Origin of the sequence: Salinispora cortesiana (genome assembly GCF_000484695.1) — a bacterium.
Classification (GTDB): Bacteria; Actinomycetota; Actinomycetes; order Mycobacteriales; family Micromonosporaceae; genus Micromonospora; species Micromonospora cortesiana.
Map to the genome: position 1 here is coordinate 124,298 of NZ_AXVR01000003.1, position 19,238 is coordinate 143,535.

The 19,238-nt window shown below is 69.0% G+C and carries 15 protein-coding genes; 14 read left to right on the forward strand and 1 reads right to left on the reverse strand.

The window, feature by feature from the left end; all coding sequences use genetic code 11:
- Positions 1–262: 262 nt before the first annotated feature.
- The 11 genes from K228_RS0103065 (at position 263) to K228_RS0103115 (ending at position 12,612) form a co-directional block, all read left to right on the forward strand.
- Positions 263–1,564 (forward strand): extracellular solute-binding protein, encoded by a 1,302-nt coding sequence (locus K228_RS0103065; protein ID WP_025617083.1) that lies wholly within the window; start codon positions 263–265, stop codon positions 1,562–1,564.
- Between the two features lie 110 nt (positions 1,565–1,674).
- Positions 1,675–2,688 carry a carbohydrate ABC transporter permease gene (locus K228_RS0103070; protein ID WP_025617084.1) on the forward strand — a complete coding sequence of 338 codons (1,014 nt, stop codon included), beginning with the start codon at positions 1,675–1,677 and terminating at the stop codon, positions 2,686–2,688.
- The gene (locus K228_RS0103075) at positions 2,688–3,632 is read left to right on the forward strand and encodes a sugar ABC transporter permease (RefSeq protein ID WP_025617085.1); all 945 of its coding nucleotides are present in this window, start codon (positions 2,688–2,690) and stop codon (positions 3,630–3,632) included. The genes K228_RS0103070 and K228_RS0103075 overlap by 1 nt, the downstream gene beginning before the upstream one ends.
- A 60-nt stretch (positions 3,633–3,692) precedes the next feature.
- A complete protein-coding gene (locus K228_RS0103080) occupies positions 3,693–4,034 on the forward strand; it encodes a hypothetical protein (RefSeq protein WP_025617086.1) in 342 nt (113 codons plus the stop codon).
- Between the two features lie 273 nt (positions 4,035–4,307).
- On the forward strand, positions 4,308–5,369 hold the full coding sequence (locus K228_RS0103085) for a BMP family lipoprotein (protein WP_025617087.1): 1,062 nt from the start codon (positions 4,308–4,310) through the stop codon (positions 5,367–5,369).
- Positions 5,370–5,507: 138 nt separating this feature from the next.
- A complete protein-coding gene (locus K228_RS0103090; protein ID WP_342667110.1) occupies positions 5,508–7,157 on the forward strand; it encodes an ABC transporter ATP-binding protein in 1,650 nt (549 codons plus the stop codon).
- A complete protein-coding gene (locus tag K228_RS0103095; protein ID WP_025617089.1) occupies positions 7,154–8,467 on the forward strand; it encodes an ABC transporter permease in 1,314 nt (437 codons plus the stop codon). The genes K228_RS0103090 and K228_RS0103095 overlap by 4 nt, the downstream gene beginning before the upstream one ends.
- A gap of 5 nt (positions 8,468–8,472) precedes the next feature.
- A complete protein-coding gene (locus K228_RS0103100) occupies positions 8,473–9,753 on the forward strand; it encodes an ABC transporter permease (RefSeq protein WP_025617090.1) in 1,281 nt (426 codons plus the stop codon).
- Positions 9,753–10,469, forward strand: coding sequence for a cytidine deaminase (locus K228_RS0103105; RefSeq protein WP_245603410.1), 717 nt, complete (start codon positions 9,753–9,755; stop codon positions 10,467–10,469). The genes K228_RS0103100 and K228_RS0103105 overlap by 1 nt, the downstream gene beginning before the upstream one ends.
- Before the next feature lie 90 nt (positions 10,470–10,559).
- Entirely contained in the window at positions 10,560–11,840 is a 1,281-nt protein-coding gene (locus tag K228_RS0103110; protein WP_025617092.1) for a thymidine phosphorylase, read from the forward strand.
- 118 nt (positions 11,841–11,958) lie between these two features.
- Positions 11,959–12,612, forward strand: coding sequence for a DUF4272 domain-containing protein (locus K228_RS0103115; protein WP_025617093.1), 654 nt, complete (start codon positions 11,959–11,961; stop codon positions 12,610–12,612).
- Here the strand turns inward: K228_RS0103115 and K228_RS0103120 are convergent.
- Positions 12,609–13,496, reverse strand: coding sequence for a putative RNA methyltransferase (locus K228_RS0103120; RefSeq protein WP_025617094.1), 888 nt, complete (start codon positions 13,494–13,496; stop codon positions 12,609–12,611). The genes K228_RS0103115 and K228_RS0103120 overlap by 4 nt on opposite strands.
- A gap of 175 nt (positions 13,497–13,671) precedes the next feature.
- On the opposite strand from K228_RS0103120, the gene K228_RS0103125 reads away from it, so the two are divergent.
- The 3 genes from K228_RS0103125 (at position 13,672) to K228_RS0103135 (ending at position 19,237) form a co-directional block, all read left to right on the forward strand.
- Entirely contained in the window at positions 13,672–14,766 is a 1,095-nt protein-coding gene (locus tag K228_RS0103125) for an adenosine deaminase (RefSeq protein WP_025617095.1), read from the forward strand.
- A gap of 593 nt (positions 14,767–15,359) precedes the next feature.
- Positions 15,360–18,836, forward strand: coding sequence for a sensor histidine kinase (locus K228_RS0103130; protein ID WP_025617096.1), 3,477 nt, complete (start codon positions 15,360–15,362; stop codon positions 18,834–18,836).
- Positions 18,833–19,237 carry a roadblock/LC7 domain-containing protein gene (locus tag K228_RS0103135; protein WP_011904728.1) on the forward strand — a complete coding sequence of 135 codons (405 nt, stop codon included), beginning with the start codon at positions 18,833–18,835 and terminating at the stop codon, positions 19,235–19,237. The genes K228_RS0103130 and K228_RS0103135 overlap by 4 nt, the downstream gene beginning before the upstream one ends.
- Position 19,238: the final 1 nt, after the last annotated feature.

Sequence of the window (19,238 nt, forward strand, 5' to 3'; positions counted from 1 at the left end):
GAGGACGGCTTTCGATTGGGTGCGGGCCCCGGGGCGGTCTGCATCGAGCTGCGTCAACACAGCGGGGGTGTGGGCCGTGGGAGTGCGGGGGTGATGGTCGGTCGGTGCCAGGGCCTGCCGTTTTGTCTTGGAAGCCCGACATAAGGGAGGGTCTGGATGACAAGATGGCCCCGGTTGTTGCAAGACTGTTCGCAAAGGGTTTCTAACTTAGAAAACTCTTGCTAGTGTCCCGCCGACACCGGCAGGCAATCTAGGAGCGAACATGCGTCGCACAGCCAAGGGAGTCGCCGTACTCGCCTCCGCCGCCCTTGCTCTGACCCTCGTCGCCTGTGGCGGGGACGAGCAGAGCGCGGGGGAAGAGTCAACGACCGACCCCGCAGCCATGAAGGCCGAGCTGACCTGGTGGGACACCTCGGACCCGAAGAACGAGGGTCCGGTCTTCCAGGAGCTGATCGCCAAGTTCAACCAGACCTATCCGAACGTGAAGATCAACTATCAGTCGGTCCCGTTCGGTGAGGCGCAGAACCAGTTCAAGACGGCCGCGCAGGCCGAGACCGGCGCACCGGACATCCTGCGGGCGGAGGTGGCCTGGGTTCCGGAGTTCGCCTCGCTGGGCTACCTCTACGCGCTGGACGGCTCCGAGCTGCTCGCCGACGAGTCGGACTTCCTGGCTACTCCGCTCGCCTCGAACAAGTACGACGGCAAGACCTACGGCGTCCCACAAGTGACCGACACGCTGTCGCTCATGTACAACAAGAAGCTGTTGGCCGAGGCGGGTGTCGCCGCCGCGCCGACGACCTGGGCCGAGCTGAAGACCGCCGCCCAGGCCGTCAAGGAGAAGACCGGCGCGGACGGCCTCTACCTCAATCCGGCGGGCTACTTCCTGCTGCCGTTCCTCTACGGCGAGGGCGGGGACCTGGTTGATGTCCCGGCCAAGAAGATCGTCGTCGGCTCGGACCAGAACGTCGCCGGGCTGAAGATCGCCAAGGATCTGATCGACAGCGGCGCAGCCGTTCAGCCGCCTGCCACGGACTCCTACGGAACCATGATGACCCTCTTCAAGGAAGAGAAGGTCGCCATGATCATTAATGGTCCCTGGGAGGTCAACAACGTTTCGCAGGCGCCGACCTTCGGCGGCGTGGAGAACCTCGGCATCGCCCCGGTCCCCGGCGGCTCGGCCCGGGCCGGCGGTCCGGTCGGTGGGCACAACTACACCGTCTGGTCCGGTATGCCCCAGGAGAAGGTCGAGGCCGCCGTCGCCTTCGTGGCGTTCATGAGCTCCACCGAGTCACAGGCATTCCTCGCCGAGAAGCTCGGGCTGCTGCCGACGCGTAAGTCGGCCTACGACCTCGACGCGGTGCGGAGCAATCCGATCGTGACCGCGTACCAGCCGGCCGTCGAGGCCGCGGTCGGCCGCCCCTGGATCCCCGAGGCCGGCCAGTTCTTCGAACCGCTGGACCAGATGGCCACCGAGGTCCTGATCCAGAACCGGGACCCGAAGGAGGCGCTCGACGAGGTCGCGAAGAGGTACCAGGCGGAGGTCGTCACCGCGTACGGGTTCTGATTCACCGCCGGCGGGCAGGGGCCGGCGACCACTTGTCCCTCGGTATCCGGCCGGGCCGGCGACCGCTCCGGTCGCCGGCCAGCCGGCTCACCTACTGGAGCTCAGCTGATATGCGCACCGTGACCGCCGCGCCAGCGTCCGCGCCGCCCGACCATCGCTTCGCCCGTCCGTCTCGACTTCGTCGTAGCTGGGACCGGAACTGGTACGCCTGGGCGATGGTCCTGCCGGTGGTGATCGTCCTGGCAGTCTTGATCTTCTATCCGCTCGGCCGGGGAATCTGGCTCTCCTTCACCACCCTCAACGAGGCCAACCAGGTGGCGGAGATCTGCACCAAGTCGATCAGCGGCGGCGAGGTCTGCGAGGAGAACCCCAACCGGTGGGAGTATGCGGGTCTGGACAACTACGTCCGGGTCCTCACCGGCCAGGTCGGCCGGTTCTGGGAGTGGACCGGGATCACCCTGATCTGGACCTTCGTCGGTGTCGCCTTCCACTATTGTCTCGGGCTTGGCCTCGCCATCCTGCTCAACCGCCCGATGCGCGGCCGTGGCCTCTACCGGGTGCTGCTGGTGCTGCCGTGGGCGGTGCCGGCCTTCGTCAGCGCCTTCGCCTGGAAGTTCATCTTCAACGAACGCTTTGGCCTGGCGAACTCGCTGCTCACCGCGCTCGGGGCCGACCCGCTCCCGTGGTTCTCCGAACGGTGGACATCACTGTTCACCGCGATTGTCACCAACGTCTGGCTCGGTGTGCCGTTCATGATGGTGGCGCTGCTCGGCGGGCTGCAGACCATTCCCGGTGAGCTCTACGAGGCGGCGGAGATCGACGGCGCATCGCCGTGGCAGCGGTTCCGTGCCGTCACGATGCCGGGCCTGCGCCCGACCAGCATGACCGTGATCCTGCTCGGCACCATCTGGACGTTCAACCTCTTCCCGGTCATCTTCCTGGTGACGGAGGGAGAGCCGGCCGGAGAGACCGAGATCCTGGTGACCGGCGCGTACCGGGCAGCCTTCGAGGGCATTCGCAATTATTCGCTCGCCTCCACGTACGGCGTGTTGATTCTCTCCATTCTCTTGGTCTTCTCCGTGTTCTACCGGCGGGCACTGCGTAAGCAAGGCGAGGTGTGGTGATGGGCCAATCGACCAGCTCCGGGACGGCCGCGTCAACGGCGCGGACGCCGACGGCCCCGATCAAGGCCGGGTCAACGCCGGCGGCCCCGGCGGAGCCTGCACGGCGTGCCGGCCGTAGTCGGCGCAGCCGGGCGACGTCGCTGCTGTTGCACGGGACCTTGATTGTCGCGTCGCTGGTCGCGATCGGTCCGATCGTCTGGGTGCTGCTCTCCTCGTTCAAGCCCGGGTACGCGGTGCAGAGCACCAACCTGACCCTGGTCCAGGATCCAACGCTGACCAACTACCGCTACGTGCTCTTCGACACCAGCTTTCTGCGGTGGCTGCTGAACTCGGTGATCGTGGCTGCCGGCACGATGGGGATCGGTATTTTCCTCTCGGCGACCACCGGTTACGCCGTCTCCCGGTTCAACTTCCCGGGCCGCCGGCCGTTGATGATGGTCTTCCTGGTCACCCAGATGTTTCCGGTGGCCATCCTGATCGTGCCGATCTACACCATCATGGCGCGGCTCGGGTTGATCAATACGTTGCCGTCGCTGGTGATCGCCTACCTGACCATCGCTGTTCCGTTCTGCGCCTGGATGCTCAAGGGCTACTTCGACTCCATCCCCACCTCGCTGGACGAGGCGGCGGCGCTGGATGGCTGCGGCCCGTTCGCCACCTTCTGGCGGGTGGTGCTGCCACTGGCCCGCCCGGCCATCGCGGTCACCGCCTTCTACACCTTCCTGACCGCGTGGGGGGAGGTCGCGTACGCGTCGGCCTTCATCCAGACCGACAACCAGTTCACCCTGGCGTACGGGCTTCGGCAGTTCGTGCCGCAGTACAACCCGCAGTGGGAGTACCTGACGGCGGCGGCGGTGCTGGTGACGGTCCCGGCCGGGCTGGTCTTCCTGTTCGCCCAACGGCACCTGGTCTCGGGTCTGACCGCAGGTGGTACGAAGGGCTGACGCGCCGATCGACCGAGCCCCTCTACTACGACCCGTCGTTGGTGCGGGAGGATAGGCCGCGTGGAAGCTCTACGACTCATCCTCCGCTACATCCACCTGATCGGGTTCGCGCTGCTGCTCGGTGGCGCGACGGTGCAGTACCTCAAGGGCAGGTTCCGGATCAACCCGGCCATGCTCTGGGGTGCGACGCTCGCACTGCTGACCGGAATCGGCCTCTCCGCGCCCCTGCGGGACGGGGGTGAGCCGGACCCCGCGAAGCTCGTCACCAAGCTGGCGCTCGCGCTGTTCATCTTCGTCATGGTCTTCTTCTCGCGGAAGCGGGAAGCGGTCAACCGTGGACATTTCCTCGCGATCATCGGGCTGACCCTGGTCAACGCTGCGGTAGCGGTCTTCTGGCGGTAACGTCCGACGGGGGACCTCCCCTGCGGAGGAGAATTCGTCCCACCCCGCGCTCCTTTGACCGGCATGTCGAGTGACCGAAATACCCCAGGATCACGTCGGGGTAACAGGCACTCAACAGTCACGCATGATTGTCGGCCGGGGTAGGTGCCTGGGCGTACGCTCGGCGTCCGGAACGTGGGACACCGGCGGCACAGTGCAGGCCGGTTCACAAGGGCTGCCACCGCGGATGCGCGGTGCGCAACGGAAGGAGACGTCTTGCGCTCGGTGCGTGGGATGCGGATCGCCTCGGTCTTCGCGGTGGGTGGCCTCGTGCTGGCCGCCACCGCCTGCGGTGAGGCACCCGAGGAAGACAACGCCGGCAACGGCGGCGAGAAGTTCAGTGCCTGCATGGTGACCGACGTCGGCGGGATCGACGACAAGTCCTTCAACACCTCGGCCTGGAAGGGCCTGGAGGCGGCCAAGGCCGAGAACAAGGACATCGACATCAAGTACGTCGCGTCGAAGGCCGAGGCGGATTACGAGCCGAACCTGACGCAGTACGTCAACCAGGACTGCAACTTCATCCTCGCCGTCGGTGGACTGATGGGTGACGCCACCTCCACGATCGCGGCGGCGAACCCGGACCAGCAGTTCGGCATCGTGGACACGAAGTTGCCGGAGGGCAACGTCTACCCGATGCAGTTCGACACCGCCCAGGCCGGCTTCCTCGCTGGCTACCTGGCCGCCGGCCTCAGCGAGACCGGCAAGGTGGGCACCTACGGTGGTCTGAAGATCCCGCCGGTGACGATCTTCATGGACGGCTACGCCGACGGGGTCGACCACTACAACGAGGCCAAGGGGAAGAACGTCCAGGTCCTGGGCTGGGACAAGGCCAGCCAGAACGGCTCGTTCGCCAATGACTTCGTCAAGCAGGACGAGGGCAAGAAGGTCAGCGACGCACTGGTCGCCCAGGGCGCGGACATCATCATGCCGGTCGCTGGCGGTGCTGGCCTCGGCACCACCGCGGCGGCCCAGGCCTCCGGTGGTAAGTACAACACCATCTGGGTCGACGTCGACGGCTGCGAGAGCACCTCGAACTGCCCGGCGATCATCACCACGGTGGTGAAGAACATCCCCGGCGCCGTTCAGGAGGCCGTGCTCAAGGCCGCCGCCGGCGAGAAGCTGGAGGCGGACCCGGGCTTCACCGGCACGCTGGCCAACGAGGGCGTCTCGCTCGCGCCGTACCACGAGTTCGACAGCAAGATCCCGGCTGAGCTGAAGGCCGAGGTCGACAAGCTGAAGGCGGACATCGCCGCTGGCCTGATCAAGGTTGAGTCGCAGTCCCAACCGCAGTGAGCTGATGCCGGCTCGCCGTGGTAGGGCGCTCAGCCAAGCTGCTCGGCGAGCGGCACCGCACGACGATCCGGCCGCCTTGGCGCCACGGGACCTCCCGTTGGCGCCGGGGCGGCCGATCGGCTCCACCGACGAGTGCCGTTGCCGGCGTACCGGCAACTCCCCGCACCATCGCTTCGTACCCGGGAGGTTGCGCTGAGACTCGAACTGCGCGGCATCACCAAACGCTTCGGTGATCTGGTCGCCAACGACCACATCGATCTGACAGTGGAGCCGGGGGAGATCCACGCCCTGCTCGGGGAGAACGGCGCGGGCAAGTCGACCCTGATGAACGTGCTGTACGGGCTTTACCAGCCCGACGAGGGCGAGATCCTGGTGGACGGGAAGTCGCTGCAGCTGCGCGGCCCGGCGGACGCCATCGCGGTCGGGATCGGGATGGTCCACCAGCACTTCATGCTGGTACCGGTCCTCACCGTGGCAGAGAACATCATGCTCGGGGCCGAGCAGGTCCGGGGTGGCATCGTCGGCTTCCTCGACCGTCGACGTGCCCGGCGCAAGGTCGCGGAGGTATCCGCCCGCTACCACCTCCAGGTTGACCCGGACGCGATCATCGAGGACCTTCCGGTCGGCATCCAGCAGCGGGTCGAGATCGTCAAGGCGCTGACCCGCGATGCTGACCTGCTCATCCTCGACGAGCCGACCGCGGTGCTCACGCCGCAGGAGACCGAGGAACTGCTCGCCGTCATGCGGGCGCTCAAGGCCGCTGGTAGGTCGATCGTCTTCATCACCCACAAGCTCGGTGAGGTGAAGGCCATCGCCGACCGGATCACCGTGATCCGGCACGGACGGGTCGTCGGCACCGCCGCGCCGGAGGCGAGCCGGGACGAACTGGCCGCACTGATGGTCGGCCGGACCGTTCGGCTCACCGTGGACAAGCGGCCCGCGACGCCGGGCAAGCCGGTTCTCGAGCTCTCCGGGGTGACGGTAGACGACGACCGGCAGGTACGTACGGTGGACGGCGTTGACCTGACCGTGTACGCGGGCGAGGTACTCGGCATCGCCGGGGTGCAGGGTAACGGCCAGAAGGAGCTGGTCGAGGCGGTCATGGGGCTGCGTCCGGTGCTCGCCGGCTCGGTGCAGCTGCGCGGGGAGCGGATCGACGACTGGTCAACCAAGGAGGTCCTCCGCGCGGGGGTCGGCTACGTGCCCGAGGACCGCAGCGTCGACGGGCTGGTCAAGGAACTCAGCATCGCGGAGAACCTGGTGCTGGACATGTACGACCGACCACCGTTCGGCAGGGGGCTCGCGCTCCGACCGGATGAGATCAGGAAGTCAGCGCAGGAGCGGATCGCCCAGTTCGATGTCCGTACCTCGTCGGCGGAGGCGGCGGTGGGCACGCTGTCCGGCGGCAACCAACAAAAGGTGATCGTCGCCCGGGAACTGTCCCGGCCGCTGAAGCTTCTCATCGCCGCCCAGCCGACCCGCGGCGTCGATGTCGGCTCCATCGAGTTTATTCACAGTCAGATCATTCACGAGCGGGATGCCGGAACCGCCGTCCTGCTTGTCTCCAGCGAACTCGACGAGGTGATCGGCCTGGCGGACCGGATCGCGGTGATGTGCCGCGGTCGGATCGTCGACATCGTCGGCCCGGACGTCCCCCGTGAGGAGATCGGCCTGCGGATGTCGGGCATCGGTCCGGACACGGCGGGAGCCGGGGCGAACGGGGCGACGGCGGGTACCGACGGCGGGACGCCCGCCCCGTCGGGCCCCGGCAGCGAGGACGAGGCATGACCAACACAGGGTCCGGCTCCCCGGACAAGGAACCGGCGACCGCGGACCAGGCGGCCAGGATGGCGCTCGACAACACCGAGCGCGCCGAGCCGACGAGTCAGCAGCCACCGGAGCGCCCCGCGCTCGGGCGGCTCTTCGTGGAGAATCTCTGGGCCGCCAACACTCTCACGGTGACGGTGCTGTCGTTGCTGCTGGCGATGGTCGTCGGTGGGATCCTGATGATCGTCTCTGATCCGGACGTGCTGGGCACCTACAGTTACTTCACCGCCCGCCCGGGCGACGCCCTCAACGCCAGCTGGACGTTGGTCAGCGAGGCGTACACGAACCTGTTCAAGGGCGCGATCCTCGACCCCGACGCGGTCGGCCTCACCGCGGCGCTGAGCCCGATCTCGGAGACGCTGACCTACACCGCCCCGCTGGTCTTCACCGGGCTCTCCGTGGCGCTCGCCTTCCGTGGTGGCCTGTTCAACATCGGTGCCCAGGGTCAGGCCACGATGGGCGTCATCGCGGCCGGGCTGGCCGGGTTCCTGCTGCCGCTGCCGGCCGGGCTGCACCTGCTCGTCGCGGTCTTCGCCGGTGCGGTTGGCGGTGCCGTGTGGGGCTTCATCCCGGGGATTCTCAAGGCCCGCACCGGCGCCCACGAGGTGATCAACACGATCATGCTCAACTACGTCGCGGCGTACTTCCTGGTCTGGTTGATCGTGCAGAACGGGGTGCAGGACCCGAACCGTACGGATGCCATCAGCCGGCCGGTGGACGCCTCCGCGCAGCTCCCCCGGCTGTTCGGCGACAACCTGCGGGCACACGCCGGAATCATCCTCGCCGTGCTGGTGACCTGGGCGGTCGCCTGGCTGCTGAACCGGTCGACCCTCGGCTTCGAGCTGCGGGCCGTGGGGAGTAACCCGGCGGCCTCGCGTACCGCCGGCATCAGTGTCACCCGGACCTATGTGTTGATCATGGTCTTCGCCGGTGCCCTGGCCGGCCTCGGTGGCTCGCAGATGGTACTCGGCACCACCGCCGCCGCGCTGACCCCGCTGGTCGTGGCCCAGATCGGTTTCGACGGCATCCTGGTGGCGCTCCTCGGCCGGGTGAAGCCGTGGGGCGTGTTGCTCGCCGCACTGCTCTTCGGCGCGCTGCAGGCCGGCGGGAACCGGATGCAGTCGTACTCGGGCGTCTCGCTGGAACTGGTTACGGTGCTCCAGGCGCTGATCGTCATCTTCATCGCCGCACCAGCCCTGGTGAAGGCGATCTTCCAGCTTCGAGCCGCCCGGGCCGCCCGGCCGCAGACGAGCCTCGCGAAGGGCTGGTGACGCGCATGTCCACCATGGCTGTTGACGACGTCGCGGTCGCCCCGGTCAACGAGGGGTTCTGGACCCGGAACCGGAAGGCTGGCCTGGTGCTGACCGCGCTCGGCCTGCTGGCCGTGCTGCTCTTCACCACGCTCGCCACCGGTGAGCCGGCCCGGTTCACCCTCAGCGAGGACGCCAGCGGCGCCACGTTGAAGATCAACGGTACGGTCGGCGCGGCCCTCTTCGGGGCGGTCGCCCTCGCCGCCGGCGTGGCGATCCTCGCCGGGCTGCCGACGCGCTGGTTCACCCTCGTGCTCGGTGTCGGCCTGGTCGGCTTCGTGGTCAGCTTCCTCTGCTGGCAGGTCTCCACCGCGCCGGCCGGGCAGAACTTCATGCCCCTGGTCAACATCGTCCGGGGCACCTTCATCCTGGCTCTTCCGCTGATCTTCGGGTCGTTGGCCGGTGTGCTCTGCGAACGCTCCGGCGTGGTCAACGTGGCCATCGAGGGTCAGCTGCTGATGGGCGCCTTCAGCGGCGCCCTCTTCGGTAGCCTCAGCGGCAACCTCTGGGTGGGCCTGATCGCCGCGGCGATCGGCGGCACCTTCATCTCACTGCTGCTCGCGGTCTTCGCCATTCGCTACCTGGTGGACCAAGTGGTTATGGGGATCGTGCTGAACCTGCTCGCGGTGGGCATCACCGGCTTCCTCTACGAGCGGCTGATGCAGCCCGACCCGGCGAAGTACAACAGTGCCCCACGGTTCAGCGACTGGGAGATCCCGCTGCTGTCGGAGATTCCGGTGCTTGGGCCGGCGCTGTTCGCCGGCAACATCTTCCTCTACCTCGGCCTCCTCCTGGTCCTGGTGATTCACATCGGGCTGTTCCGCACCCGGTGGGGCCTGCGTACCCGTTCGGTCGGGGAGCACCCGACCGCCGCCGACACCCTCGGTGTCCGGGTGCTGCGGCTGCGCTACCGAAATGTGCTGCTGGCGGGGGCGGTCGCCGGCATCGGTGGTGCGTCGTACACGCTCGCCCTCTTCTCGTTCACCAAGAACATGATCGGCGGCAAGGGCTTCATCGCTCTGGCGGCGCTGATCTTCGGCCGGTGGAGCCCGACCGGTGCGCTGCTCGCGGCGCTCTTCTTCGGCTTCGCCGACCAGCTCGCCACCTATCTGAGCGCGATCAACAGCGCCATTCCGAGTCAGTTCCTGGCGATGCTGCCGTACCTGGCGACGATCCTGGCGGTGGCGGGGCTGGTGGGTAGGGTCCGGGCGCCGGCCGCCGACGGAAAGCCGTACATCAAGGGTTGATGGGACACCAGATGGAGATCGACTGGGAGCGGCTGCGCGCCGCGGCGACCAAGGTGATGCGGCACGCGTACGTGCCGTACTCGAAGTTTCCGGTAGGGGCGGCCGCCCTGGTCGACGATGGTCGCGTCGTGGTCGGCTGCAACGTGGAGAACGCGTCGTACGGCATGGTGCTCTGCGCCGAGTGCGGGGTGATCTCCGCGCTGCACGCCACCGGTGGTGGGCGGATCGTCGCGCTCTCCTGCGTCGACGCCACCGGGGAGCCGCTGATGCCGTGCGGGCGGTGCCGGCAACTGCTCTGGGAGCACGGTGGCCCGGAGTGCCTGATCGAGGCGAAGAGCGGAGCGCTCCGGATGGCCGAGCTGCTGCCGTACGCCTTCGACGCGGCGGATCTGGAGGCGGTGACCGGGGCGGACCCGGTTCCGGTGGTGCCGGAGCGGCTGGCTGCCTGGCGGGGACGCGGGACGGTCTTCGTGCATCCGGACCTGTCGGCGGGGCAGCAGGTGTGGACGGCGTACTGGGAACGCTCGGCGGGGGAGGCCGGCGACGGCGAGACCGGCGTGCTCGAGGAGGGACCGAGCTGGGGCGATCCAGCGGAGGCGATCACCTGGGGGCTGGCCCGGGTACCCCGGGTCGTGGTGGTGGACGCGGCGGGCACGATCTTCTGGGCGGGTGAGGGCGAGCCGCCGTTGGAGATCCCGATCCGGTGGCCGGGCTGAGCGTACGAGCCGAGGGGCGACCGACGGCGGGACACATCGGAGCGTGCGGGTGGCTAGCCCGGGCTGAGGACGTGGGGAGAGGGTTATCTCATGGCGGGTTTTACGGCGGTTGATGTCATTCGGGCCAAGCGGGACGGCGCGGTCCTCTCCGATGCACAGGTTGACTGGGTGGTGGACGCCTACACCCGGGGTCAGGTGGCGGACGAGCAGATGTCCGCGCTCGCGATGGCGATCCTGCTGAACGGGATGACCATGCCGGAGATCGCCCGGTGGACCTCAGCCATGATCGCTAGCGGAGAGCGGCTGGACCTCTCGGCGGTCGACCGACCGACGGTTGACAAGCACTCGACCGGTGGTGTCGGAGACAAGATCACCCTGCCGCTGACTCCGTTGGTGGCGGCCTGCGGTGCGGCGGTGCCGCAGCTGAGCGGCCGGGGCCTCGGGCACACCGGCGGCACGCTGGACAAGCTGGAGTCCATTCCGGGCTGGCGGGCATCGCTTCGCAACGAGGAGTTCATCGCCCAGCTCCGTGGCGTCGGCGCGGTGATCTGCGCGGCCGGCGCCGGTCTCGCGCCGGCGGACCGCAAGCTGTACGCGTTGCGGGACGTGACCGGCACGGTGGAGGCGATCCCGCTGATCGCCAGCTCGATCATGAGCAAGAAGATCGCCGAGGGGACCGGCGCTCTGGTGCTCGATGTCAAGGTCGGCTCGGGCGCGTTCATGAAGTCGGTCGACCAGGCCCGGCAACTGGCCCGCACCATGGTCGAGCTGGGTGGTGCGCAGGGCGTTCGCACGGTCGCCCTGCTGACCGACATGTCCACTCCGCTGGGGCTGGCCATCGGCAACGCGGTCGAGGTGACCGAATCCGTGGAGGTGCTGGCGGGCGGCGGACCGGCCGACGTGGTGGAGCTGACCCTGGCCCTGGCCCGCGAGATGCTGGACGCGGCCGGGCTTCCAGACGCCGACCCGGCGGCGGCGTTGCGCGACGGTCGGGCGATGGACGCCTGGCGGGCGATGCTCCGAGCTCAGGGCGGGGACCCGGATGCTCCGCTGCCCACCGCGCCGGAGGTCGAGGTGGTCCGCGCTGACGAGAGCGGTGTGGTGGCCGAGGTCGACGCGTGCGGCATGGGGGTGGCCGCGTGGCGGCTCGGTGCCGGACGGGCCCGCAAGGAGGACGCGGTGTCCGCGCCGGCGGGGGTGTTGCTGCACAAGCGCCCCGGTGATCCGGTTCGGGCCGGTGAGCCCCTCTTCGAGCTGCGGGCCGAGGAGGCCGACCGGATCCCGGCGGCCCGGACAGCGGCGGTGCGGGCGGTACGGATCGCGGCGTCCGCACCGGAACAGCAGCCGCTGGTGCTTGAGCGAATCAGCTGACCGTCCGTTCCGTTCCCCTCAGCGGAGGGATATCCTGCCTGGCCAGGAGGACGATCCGGCCAGCCAGTCCACACAGACGAGGATAACCGTCGTGGCGGTACCTGCCCCAAACCCCCGAATGGTGCGTGCGGCCAGCCTGGAGGAGTTGTCTCGGCTGGGTCTACCACTGCCGCCGGCGCACTTTCCACTGGTGTGGGAGCCCGGCGACGAGATCGAGCTGCGCCCGACCGGTGAGATCGAGACTCGGGTCGCGGTGCTGCACCTCATCCTGGCCCGCTGTTTCGGCATGCCGCCGCAGGCCGCGATGAGTTGGCTGCTCGCCTCGCATCTGGTGGAGAAGGTCACCCCGCCGGAGTGGCAGTTCGTTACCGGCGGCAAGGGTGACCACCGTTCTTTCGTGCTGCACTACGACGCGTTGTACGCCCTGGCCTGGGTGCTGGGCCTAACCCGGCAGCTGGACCCGACGCTGCCGGTGGACGAGCGGCTGGTGGAGCGGCTGCCGAACATTCTGGCCGGCGAGACGGTCCGGCGCTGGCGGTCGCGGACCCTCACCGCCCCACGGCATCCGGCGGACGTGGCGGCCCTGCTTGACCTGCACTACTGCCTGGACTGGGCCTATCTCGAGGTGGAGCAGGCCCACCGAACCCTGCCCGGCCTGGTGGACGCCAACGCGATCGGGCAGCGTCGGTGGGCACTGGAGTGGGCGGTGGTCCTCCGGGGGCCCTACCACGACGAGCCCCCCGGCTGGGAAGAGGTGGATCTCTCCACCTAGCGGCGGCGGTGGACGCCGAGCCGGACGGCCACGGTCACCTCGACCGGTTCGGGCAGGGTGGCGATCCGTTCGGGGAGCCCGGCCGGATCGGTGTGCCAGGCACTGGGTCCCATTCCGACCAGGGCGGCGATCTCCGGGCGGGTCAACGTCAGCCGGGTCCGGTGTTCGGTCTCCGACTCAGTGGCGAAGCGCTTCCCGAGGTGCCCGGCCACCCGGTCGGACTTCGCCGGATCCACCCGGAGCAGGCCGAGTGCGCCGACCAACTCGGTGAGGTGGTCGGCGGCCGGCGTGACGACCAGCAACGCGCCGGCCGGATCAAGTACCCGATGGAACTCCGCCCCGTTGCGCGGGGCGAAGACGTTCAACAACACGGCGACCGACGCGTCGGGCAGGGGCAGCTGCTGCCAGGTGTCGGCCAGTGCCGCCCCGGCCCGTTCATGCGCGCGGGCCGCGCGGCGCAGCGCCGGCTTCGACACGTCCAGGGCCAGGCCGACGGCGTCCGGCAGCGCCGCCAGCACCGCGGTGAGATGCCGCCCGGTGCCGGCGCCGGGCTCAACCACCAGGGGGTACGCCTCGACGGACGCCCCGGGCTGGGGGTGTGCGGCGCGGTGGCGGGCGGCGGCGACTGTGGCCGCTTCGGCCAGCGCCCGGGAGATCAGGTCGTAGTGACCGGCGGCGAGGAAGTCGGCGCGGGCGGCCACCATTTCGCTGGTGTCCCCGACGTGTGGTGCCCGGCCGGCCAGGAGGTTCACATAGCCCTGTCGGGCCACGTCGAAGCTGTGTCGGCGCGGACAGGTCAGCGTCTGGGTGGTGCCAGCGGTCGCCTCGGCCAGCGGAAGGGCGCAGATTGGGCAGCGCAGCCGGTGGCGGATGCGGGGATCCATGTCGGGCTCCGGGCCGGTCGGGGGCGAGCCGGGCGGTCACCCGGTGGACCGGCATCCTATCGACCCGGTTGCCGCGTCGCGCCCTGCCGCGCGTGGTGGGCGGGTGGGCGTGACCCGGGCAACGCGCCGCCGGGTCTGACGCTGCCCAGATGCCGGTGCCGACTAGGGTCTGAACATGGTCGCGACTATCCGGTACGAGGACATCGTCCAGGTCCCCAAGGCGCTGCTGCACGATCACCTCGATGGTGGCCTGCGACCAGCGACGGTCGTCGAGCTGGCCGCTGAGGCGGGGCACGAGCTCCCGACGACCGACCCGGAGGCGTTGGGTCACTGGTTCGTCGACGCTGCCAGCTCCGGCTCATTGGAGCGGTATCTGGAGACCTTCGCGCACACCGTTCAGGTCATGCAGACCGCTTCGGCGCTGCGGCGGGTGGCCCGGGAGTGCGCGCTGGACCTGGCGGCCGACGGTGTCGTCTACGCGGAGGTCCGGTTCGCGCCGGAGCTGCACCTGGAGCGGGGTCTGACCCTGGATGAGGTGGTCGCGGCGGTGATCGCCGGCTTCGCCGAGGGCAGTGAACTCGCCGCGACGCAGGGCACGCCGATTCGGGTCGGCACGCTGCTGACCGCCATGCGGCACGCCGCCCGGTCGCAGGAGATCGCCGAACTGGCCGTGCGGCACCGGGACGTCGGCGTTGTGGGCTTCGACATCGCCGGGGCCGAGGCCGGCTTCCCGCCCACCCGGCACCTGGATGCCTTCGAGTACCTGCAGCGGGAGAACTTCCACTTCACGATCCACGCCGGTGAGGCGTTTGGGCTGCCGTCGATCTGGCAGGCCATCCAGTGGTGCGGAGCAGATCGGCTCGGCCACGGTGTGCGGATCGTGGATGACATCACACCCGGCCCGGAGCCGGCGCTTGGTCGGTTGGCTGCCTACGTGCGCGACAAGCGCATTCCGTTGGAGCTGTGCCCCTCGTCGAACGTGCAGACCGGGGCGGCCCCCTCGATCGCGGACCACCCGATCGGGCTGCTGCGGGATCTGCGGTTTCGGGTCACTGTCAACACCGACAACCGGCTGATGAGCGGCACCTCCATGTCGCGGGAGATGGCATTGTTGGTGGACGCGTTCGGGTACGGCTGGCGAGAACTACAGTGGCTGACGATTAATGCCATGAAGAGCGCCTTTATCCCGTTCGACCAGCGGCTACAGATTATCGACGAGGTGATCAAGCCGGCGTACGGGCGGCTGCTGACCGGCGCCGGGCAGTCGTAGGGGGCGAAGCCCCGGTGTCGGTGTGCCGGCCGCTCCGTTCACACCCCGTCGCTGGCGGCGCTCGCGGCGTCAGCGGCAAATCATCCCTTCGATGGTAAAAAGTGGCGAGCTGGCTGCTTCAATTGACCGAGTAGCTGTACCGAATTCACCCCACGACTGCGTATAATGGCGCGCCGAGTCCATCCCTGGGGCAGCTGGAGCGTCGACTCCTCCTGCCGCGTCGGCGAGTCAGGGGGTAGCGCTCCCGATCGACCTGCCCTTTCGGTGCCGGTGGTGGCGGGTTCCCAGAATTCGGGCGGTAGCCGTTTGGGTCGAGCTGAGAAGCCTGGTTCATCAGGCTATGTACGACTTTTGCCGGCCGGCGAGGCGGTTGGTGTGGCGACGCAGAGGAGGCGCTCCATTGCGTTGGGTAACTCAGGTCAGACTGAATGCGATCGAATCGTCAAAACATCTTGCTGTGGCGGTGGTCAAGGCCAGCCTGGGCTTTCTCTTTCCGGGGCGGCGTGGTGGAATCTCGGATGGTCCGACCCATGGGTCGGTCACCGGGTGTTGCCCGAGGGCAACGCAAAGGCTGCAATCGCGAGGGCGGTGACGTGAGCAAACGACCGAAGACGGCAGGTTCTCCCCTGTCGCGTCTGCGCCGGCCTGCTGGTCGGCTCCGCGACCTGCCGATCTGGTCCAAGCTCGGTCTCATCTTGATCGTGCCGACCGTCGCAACGGTCGTCGTGGGTACCAGTGGCATCGTTGATCACCTGCAGACACTCAACAATGCCAACCGGTCCGGCGACCTCGCCAGTCTGGTCGCCTACTCCGGTGACCTGGTCAGTCAGCTGCAGGACGAGCGGACGGAAGCGATCCGGCTGCTCGGCGAGGACCGGCCGGCACAGCGGGAGGAGCGCAGCGCGGCGTACGAGGAGGTGTCCGCCCGCGTTGACCAGGCAAAGGAACCGTACGCCGAGCGGCGGAGCGAGGTTGAGGACCTGCCCGCCACGCTGGAGAACCAGCTCCGCTTCATCGACCAGACCCTCACCGACCTGCCCGGAACGCGAAGCCAGGTGCTCAACGGTCGACTCAGCATCACCCAGGCGCAGCAGCAGTACGATGCCCTGCTCACCGACCTGATCAACCTGCGGGACTCGGCCACCCAGCTGGCCGGCGACTCCGAACTGAGCGACCGGATGCGGGCCGCGACCGCCCTCACCCGGAACAAGGAGTACCTGTCCCAGCAGCAGGACGTGGTTCACGTCGCCTTCATCCGGCAGCAGTTCACCCCCGAGCTTCGGAACACCTACATCTCCACCTGGACCGGCCAGCGGCAGTGGCTGGAGACCTTCGCCGCCGTCGCTGACCGCGCCGACCAGGAGCTGTACGACCAGACGGTCGCCGGTTCCGTAGCGCGGGAGGCGGATTCCTACAACAGCAACCTGCGCGGCCTCGCCGCTGCCACAACCCTGAAAAACGTCGGCTTCACGCCCGACCAGTGGAGCGAGGCGATGGTCGAGTACGCCGCCCTGGTCCGCGAGGTGGAGGTGAAGATCGACAGGGACGCCGTCCAACTCGCCGACGAACTCCGGTCGGCCGTGCGGCTGCAGGTGTTCCTGGAGACCGGGCTGCTGCTCAGCATGCTGCTGCTCGCCATCCTCTTCGCCTACCTGGTTGCCCGCTCGATGGCGCGGTCGTTGCGCGAGCTGCGGCAGGGCGCTCTTATGATCGCCCAGCACGGGCTGCCGCAGGCCGTCGCCCGACTGCGGGAGACGCAGGCCGCCGGAGGCCAGCAAACCCCGGTGCAGCTCGCCAGCCGGATCGCCGAGCCGCTGCCGGTGCGTAGCAAGGACGAGTTCGGTCAGGTGACCGAGGCCTTCAACGCGGTCCACCTGGAGGCGGTGCGGACCGCGGCGGAGCAGGCCGCCCTGCGGGCTTCCGTGGCAACCATGTTCGTCAACCTCGCCCGCCGGTCGCAGATCCTGGTCGACCGCCTCATCGGCCAACTCGATCGACTCGAACGGGGCGAGGAGGACCCGGACCGGCTGGCCGAGTTGTTCCAGCTCGACCACCTCGCCACCCGGATGCGCCGCAACGACGAGAACCTGCTGGTCCTCGCCGCCGCGGACTCCACCCGCGTGCAGCGGGAGCCGGCTGCCCTGATCGACGTGCTACGGGCCGCCCAGTCCGAGGTCGAGCACTACACGCGGATCGAGTTCGGTGTCATTGACCGCGACATCGAGGTCGCGGCCGCCGCCGTCAACGACCTGGTACATCTCGTCGCCGAGCTGTTCGACAACGCGACGGCGTTCTCGCCGCCCGAGTCGCAGGTCGTCGTGGAGGCCCGCCGGGTCGGTGACCGCGCCTCCCTCTACGTGGAGGACCGTGGCATCGGCATCAGCCCCGAGCAGCTACGGGAGCTGAACGAGAAGCTCGCCACCCCGCCGCAGGTGGACGTGGCGGTTTCTCGGATGATGGGTCTGGTCGTGGTTGCCCGGCTGGCGTCCCGGCACGGGGTCAAGGTGGAACTGCGCTCCGGCGTCGATCGGGGAGCCGTCGCGGAGGTGAGCCTTCCGGCTGGCGTGCTGGTGCCCCGGGCGCTCGCCGCCGGGCCGCAGCTGCCCCCCGGCCTGCCGCCAGCGGTGAACTCCAGCTCGACGGGGTCTTTTGAGGCGCTCTCCGCGGCGCGTGGTTCGCTCTCCGGCCCCCGCCCGGGTGAGTCGGGTAACCAGGTAACGCTCGGTGGCCGGCCCTTCGACCCGGCCCACAGCAACGGTGCAGGAACGCCCTCGGGTTCGCCCCAGGCGATGCCGGCGTGGTCCGATCTCACCGGTGCGAACAGCGCCGCCACCGGCGGTGGGTCCCCCGCCCCGTACCCCACCAGCGGGCAGCCGAACGGCGCGTTGCCGCAACGGCGTCCCTCGGGTGCGTCGGAGGTCACCGGAGAGCAGCCGGGGATTCCGCGACAGCTGCCGAGCAGCCCGGAGGCCCAGCCGTACGCCCCGCCACCGACTCCGTACTCCGGGTGGTCGGTGTCCGGCCCGCCAGCCACGGGCATGCCGACTTCCGCGTCGCCGGTCTCCGGGCAGCCGACCTCCGGGGCACCGGCCTCCGGCCAGCCGTGGGCGATGCCGTTGCCGCAGCGTCCGGCCACCACGACCCCGAGTAGCGTCGCCCCGCCGGTTTGGCCACCGGTGCCCAGCGCAGCCGGAGAGGCTTCCGCTGCTCCGGCCTCCGAGCGGGTCCCCGCAGCCCCCGACCTGACTACCGAGCTGCCCCGGGTAACAGGTCCGGCCGGCCCCCCGCCCGCCGCGTACCCTGCCGCTCCGGTATCGGCCGGCCCCGTCGCTCCGGTGCCGGGACCCCAGCCGACCTCGGCGCCGGCGATGCCAACCACACCGCCGACCGCACCGGCGCAGAACCAGCAGCCGGCCGACGCGACGATGGAACTGCCGATTTTCCGGGAGCTGGAGTCGGCCTGGTTCCGCACCCGACGACCCGGCTCGGAGGAGACAGGCAAGGGCCCCGACGCTGCTGGGGGCGGCGGTGTCATGGGGCCGGGTGGTGCCGCGACCCAGCAGTTCGCCAGGATAGATGCGGACAGGCAGCAGCAGACACCACCCGCAACGACAGGTAACACACCAATGGCAGAATCCCCGACGACCGGTGGTACGTCGCCTCAGAACAGCACGACAGTAAACGGGAGCACACCCCCCACGGGCGGGTTCGCCCAGCGGCGGGGAAGAGCTGGTGAAGGCTGGAGCACCGCCGCCGACGATGGTTGGCGGGCCGCTACCGCGGCCAGCGACGTACAGGTGGCGGCGACCACCTCGACTGGCTTGCCGAAGCGCACGCCGATGGCGCAGCTGGTACCGGGCGCGGTGGAGAAGCCGTCGGCGGCGGCTCAGCGGCGCACGCCCGAGTCGGTCCGAGGGCTGCTCTCCGCGTATCACCGTGGGGTCCAGCGGGGGCGCAAGAACCCCTCGGACAGCAACCGGACCAGCCCGGAGGGGAATCCGGGTGGGCAGTCCTCGCAATCTGGCTCAGGCCCAATGGCCGGGAGCGGGCAGAAGGAGCAAGAAGGATGACTACTACGCAGGACCTCGGCTGGCTTCTCGCCAACTTCGCCGATCGGGTGCCGGGAGTCGCGCACGCGGTCGCCGTGTCGGCGGACGGCCTACTCCTCGCGGCCTCACGGGACCTTCCGCGGGACCGGGCCGACCAGTTGGCTGCCATCGCATCCGGCTTGGTCAGCCTTACCCAGGGAGCAGCCCGCTGTTTTGAAGGCGGTGCCGTGCTCCAGACCGTGGTAGAGATGGACAACGGCTTCCTCTTCCTGATGTCGATTTCGGATGGCTCATCGTTCGCCGTGCTGGCCGCCCGCAATTCTGACGTGGGACAGGTCGGTTACGAGATGGCCCTCCTGGTTGACCGGGTGGGTGACGCGTTGACCCCGCAGCCGCGTGCGGCTGCGGGCATGCCGGGCTGAT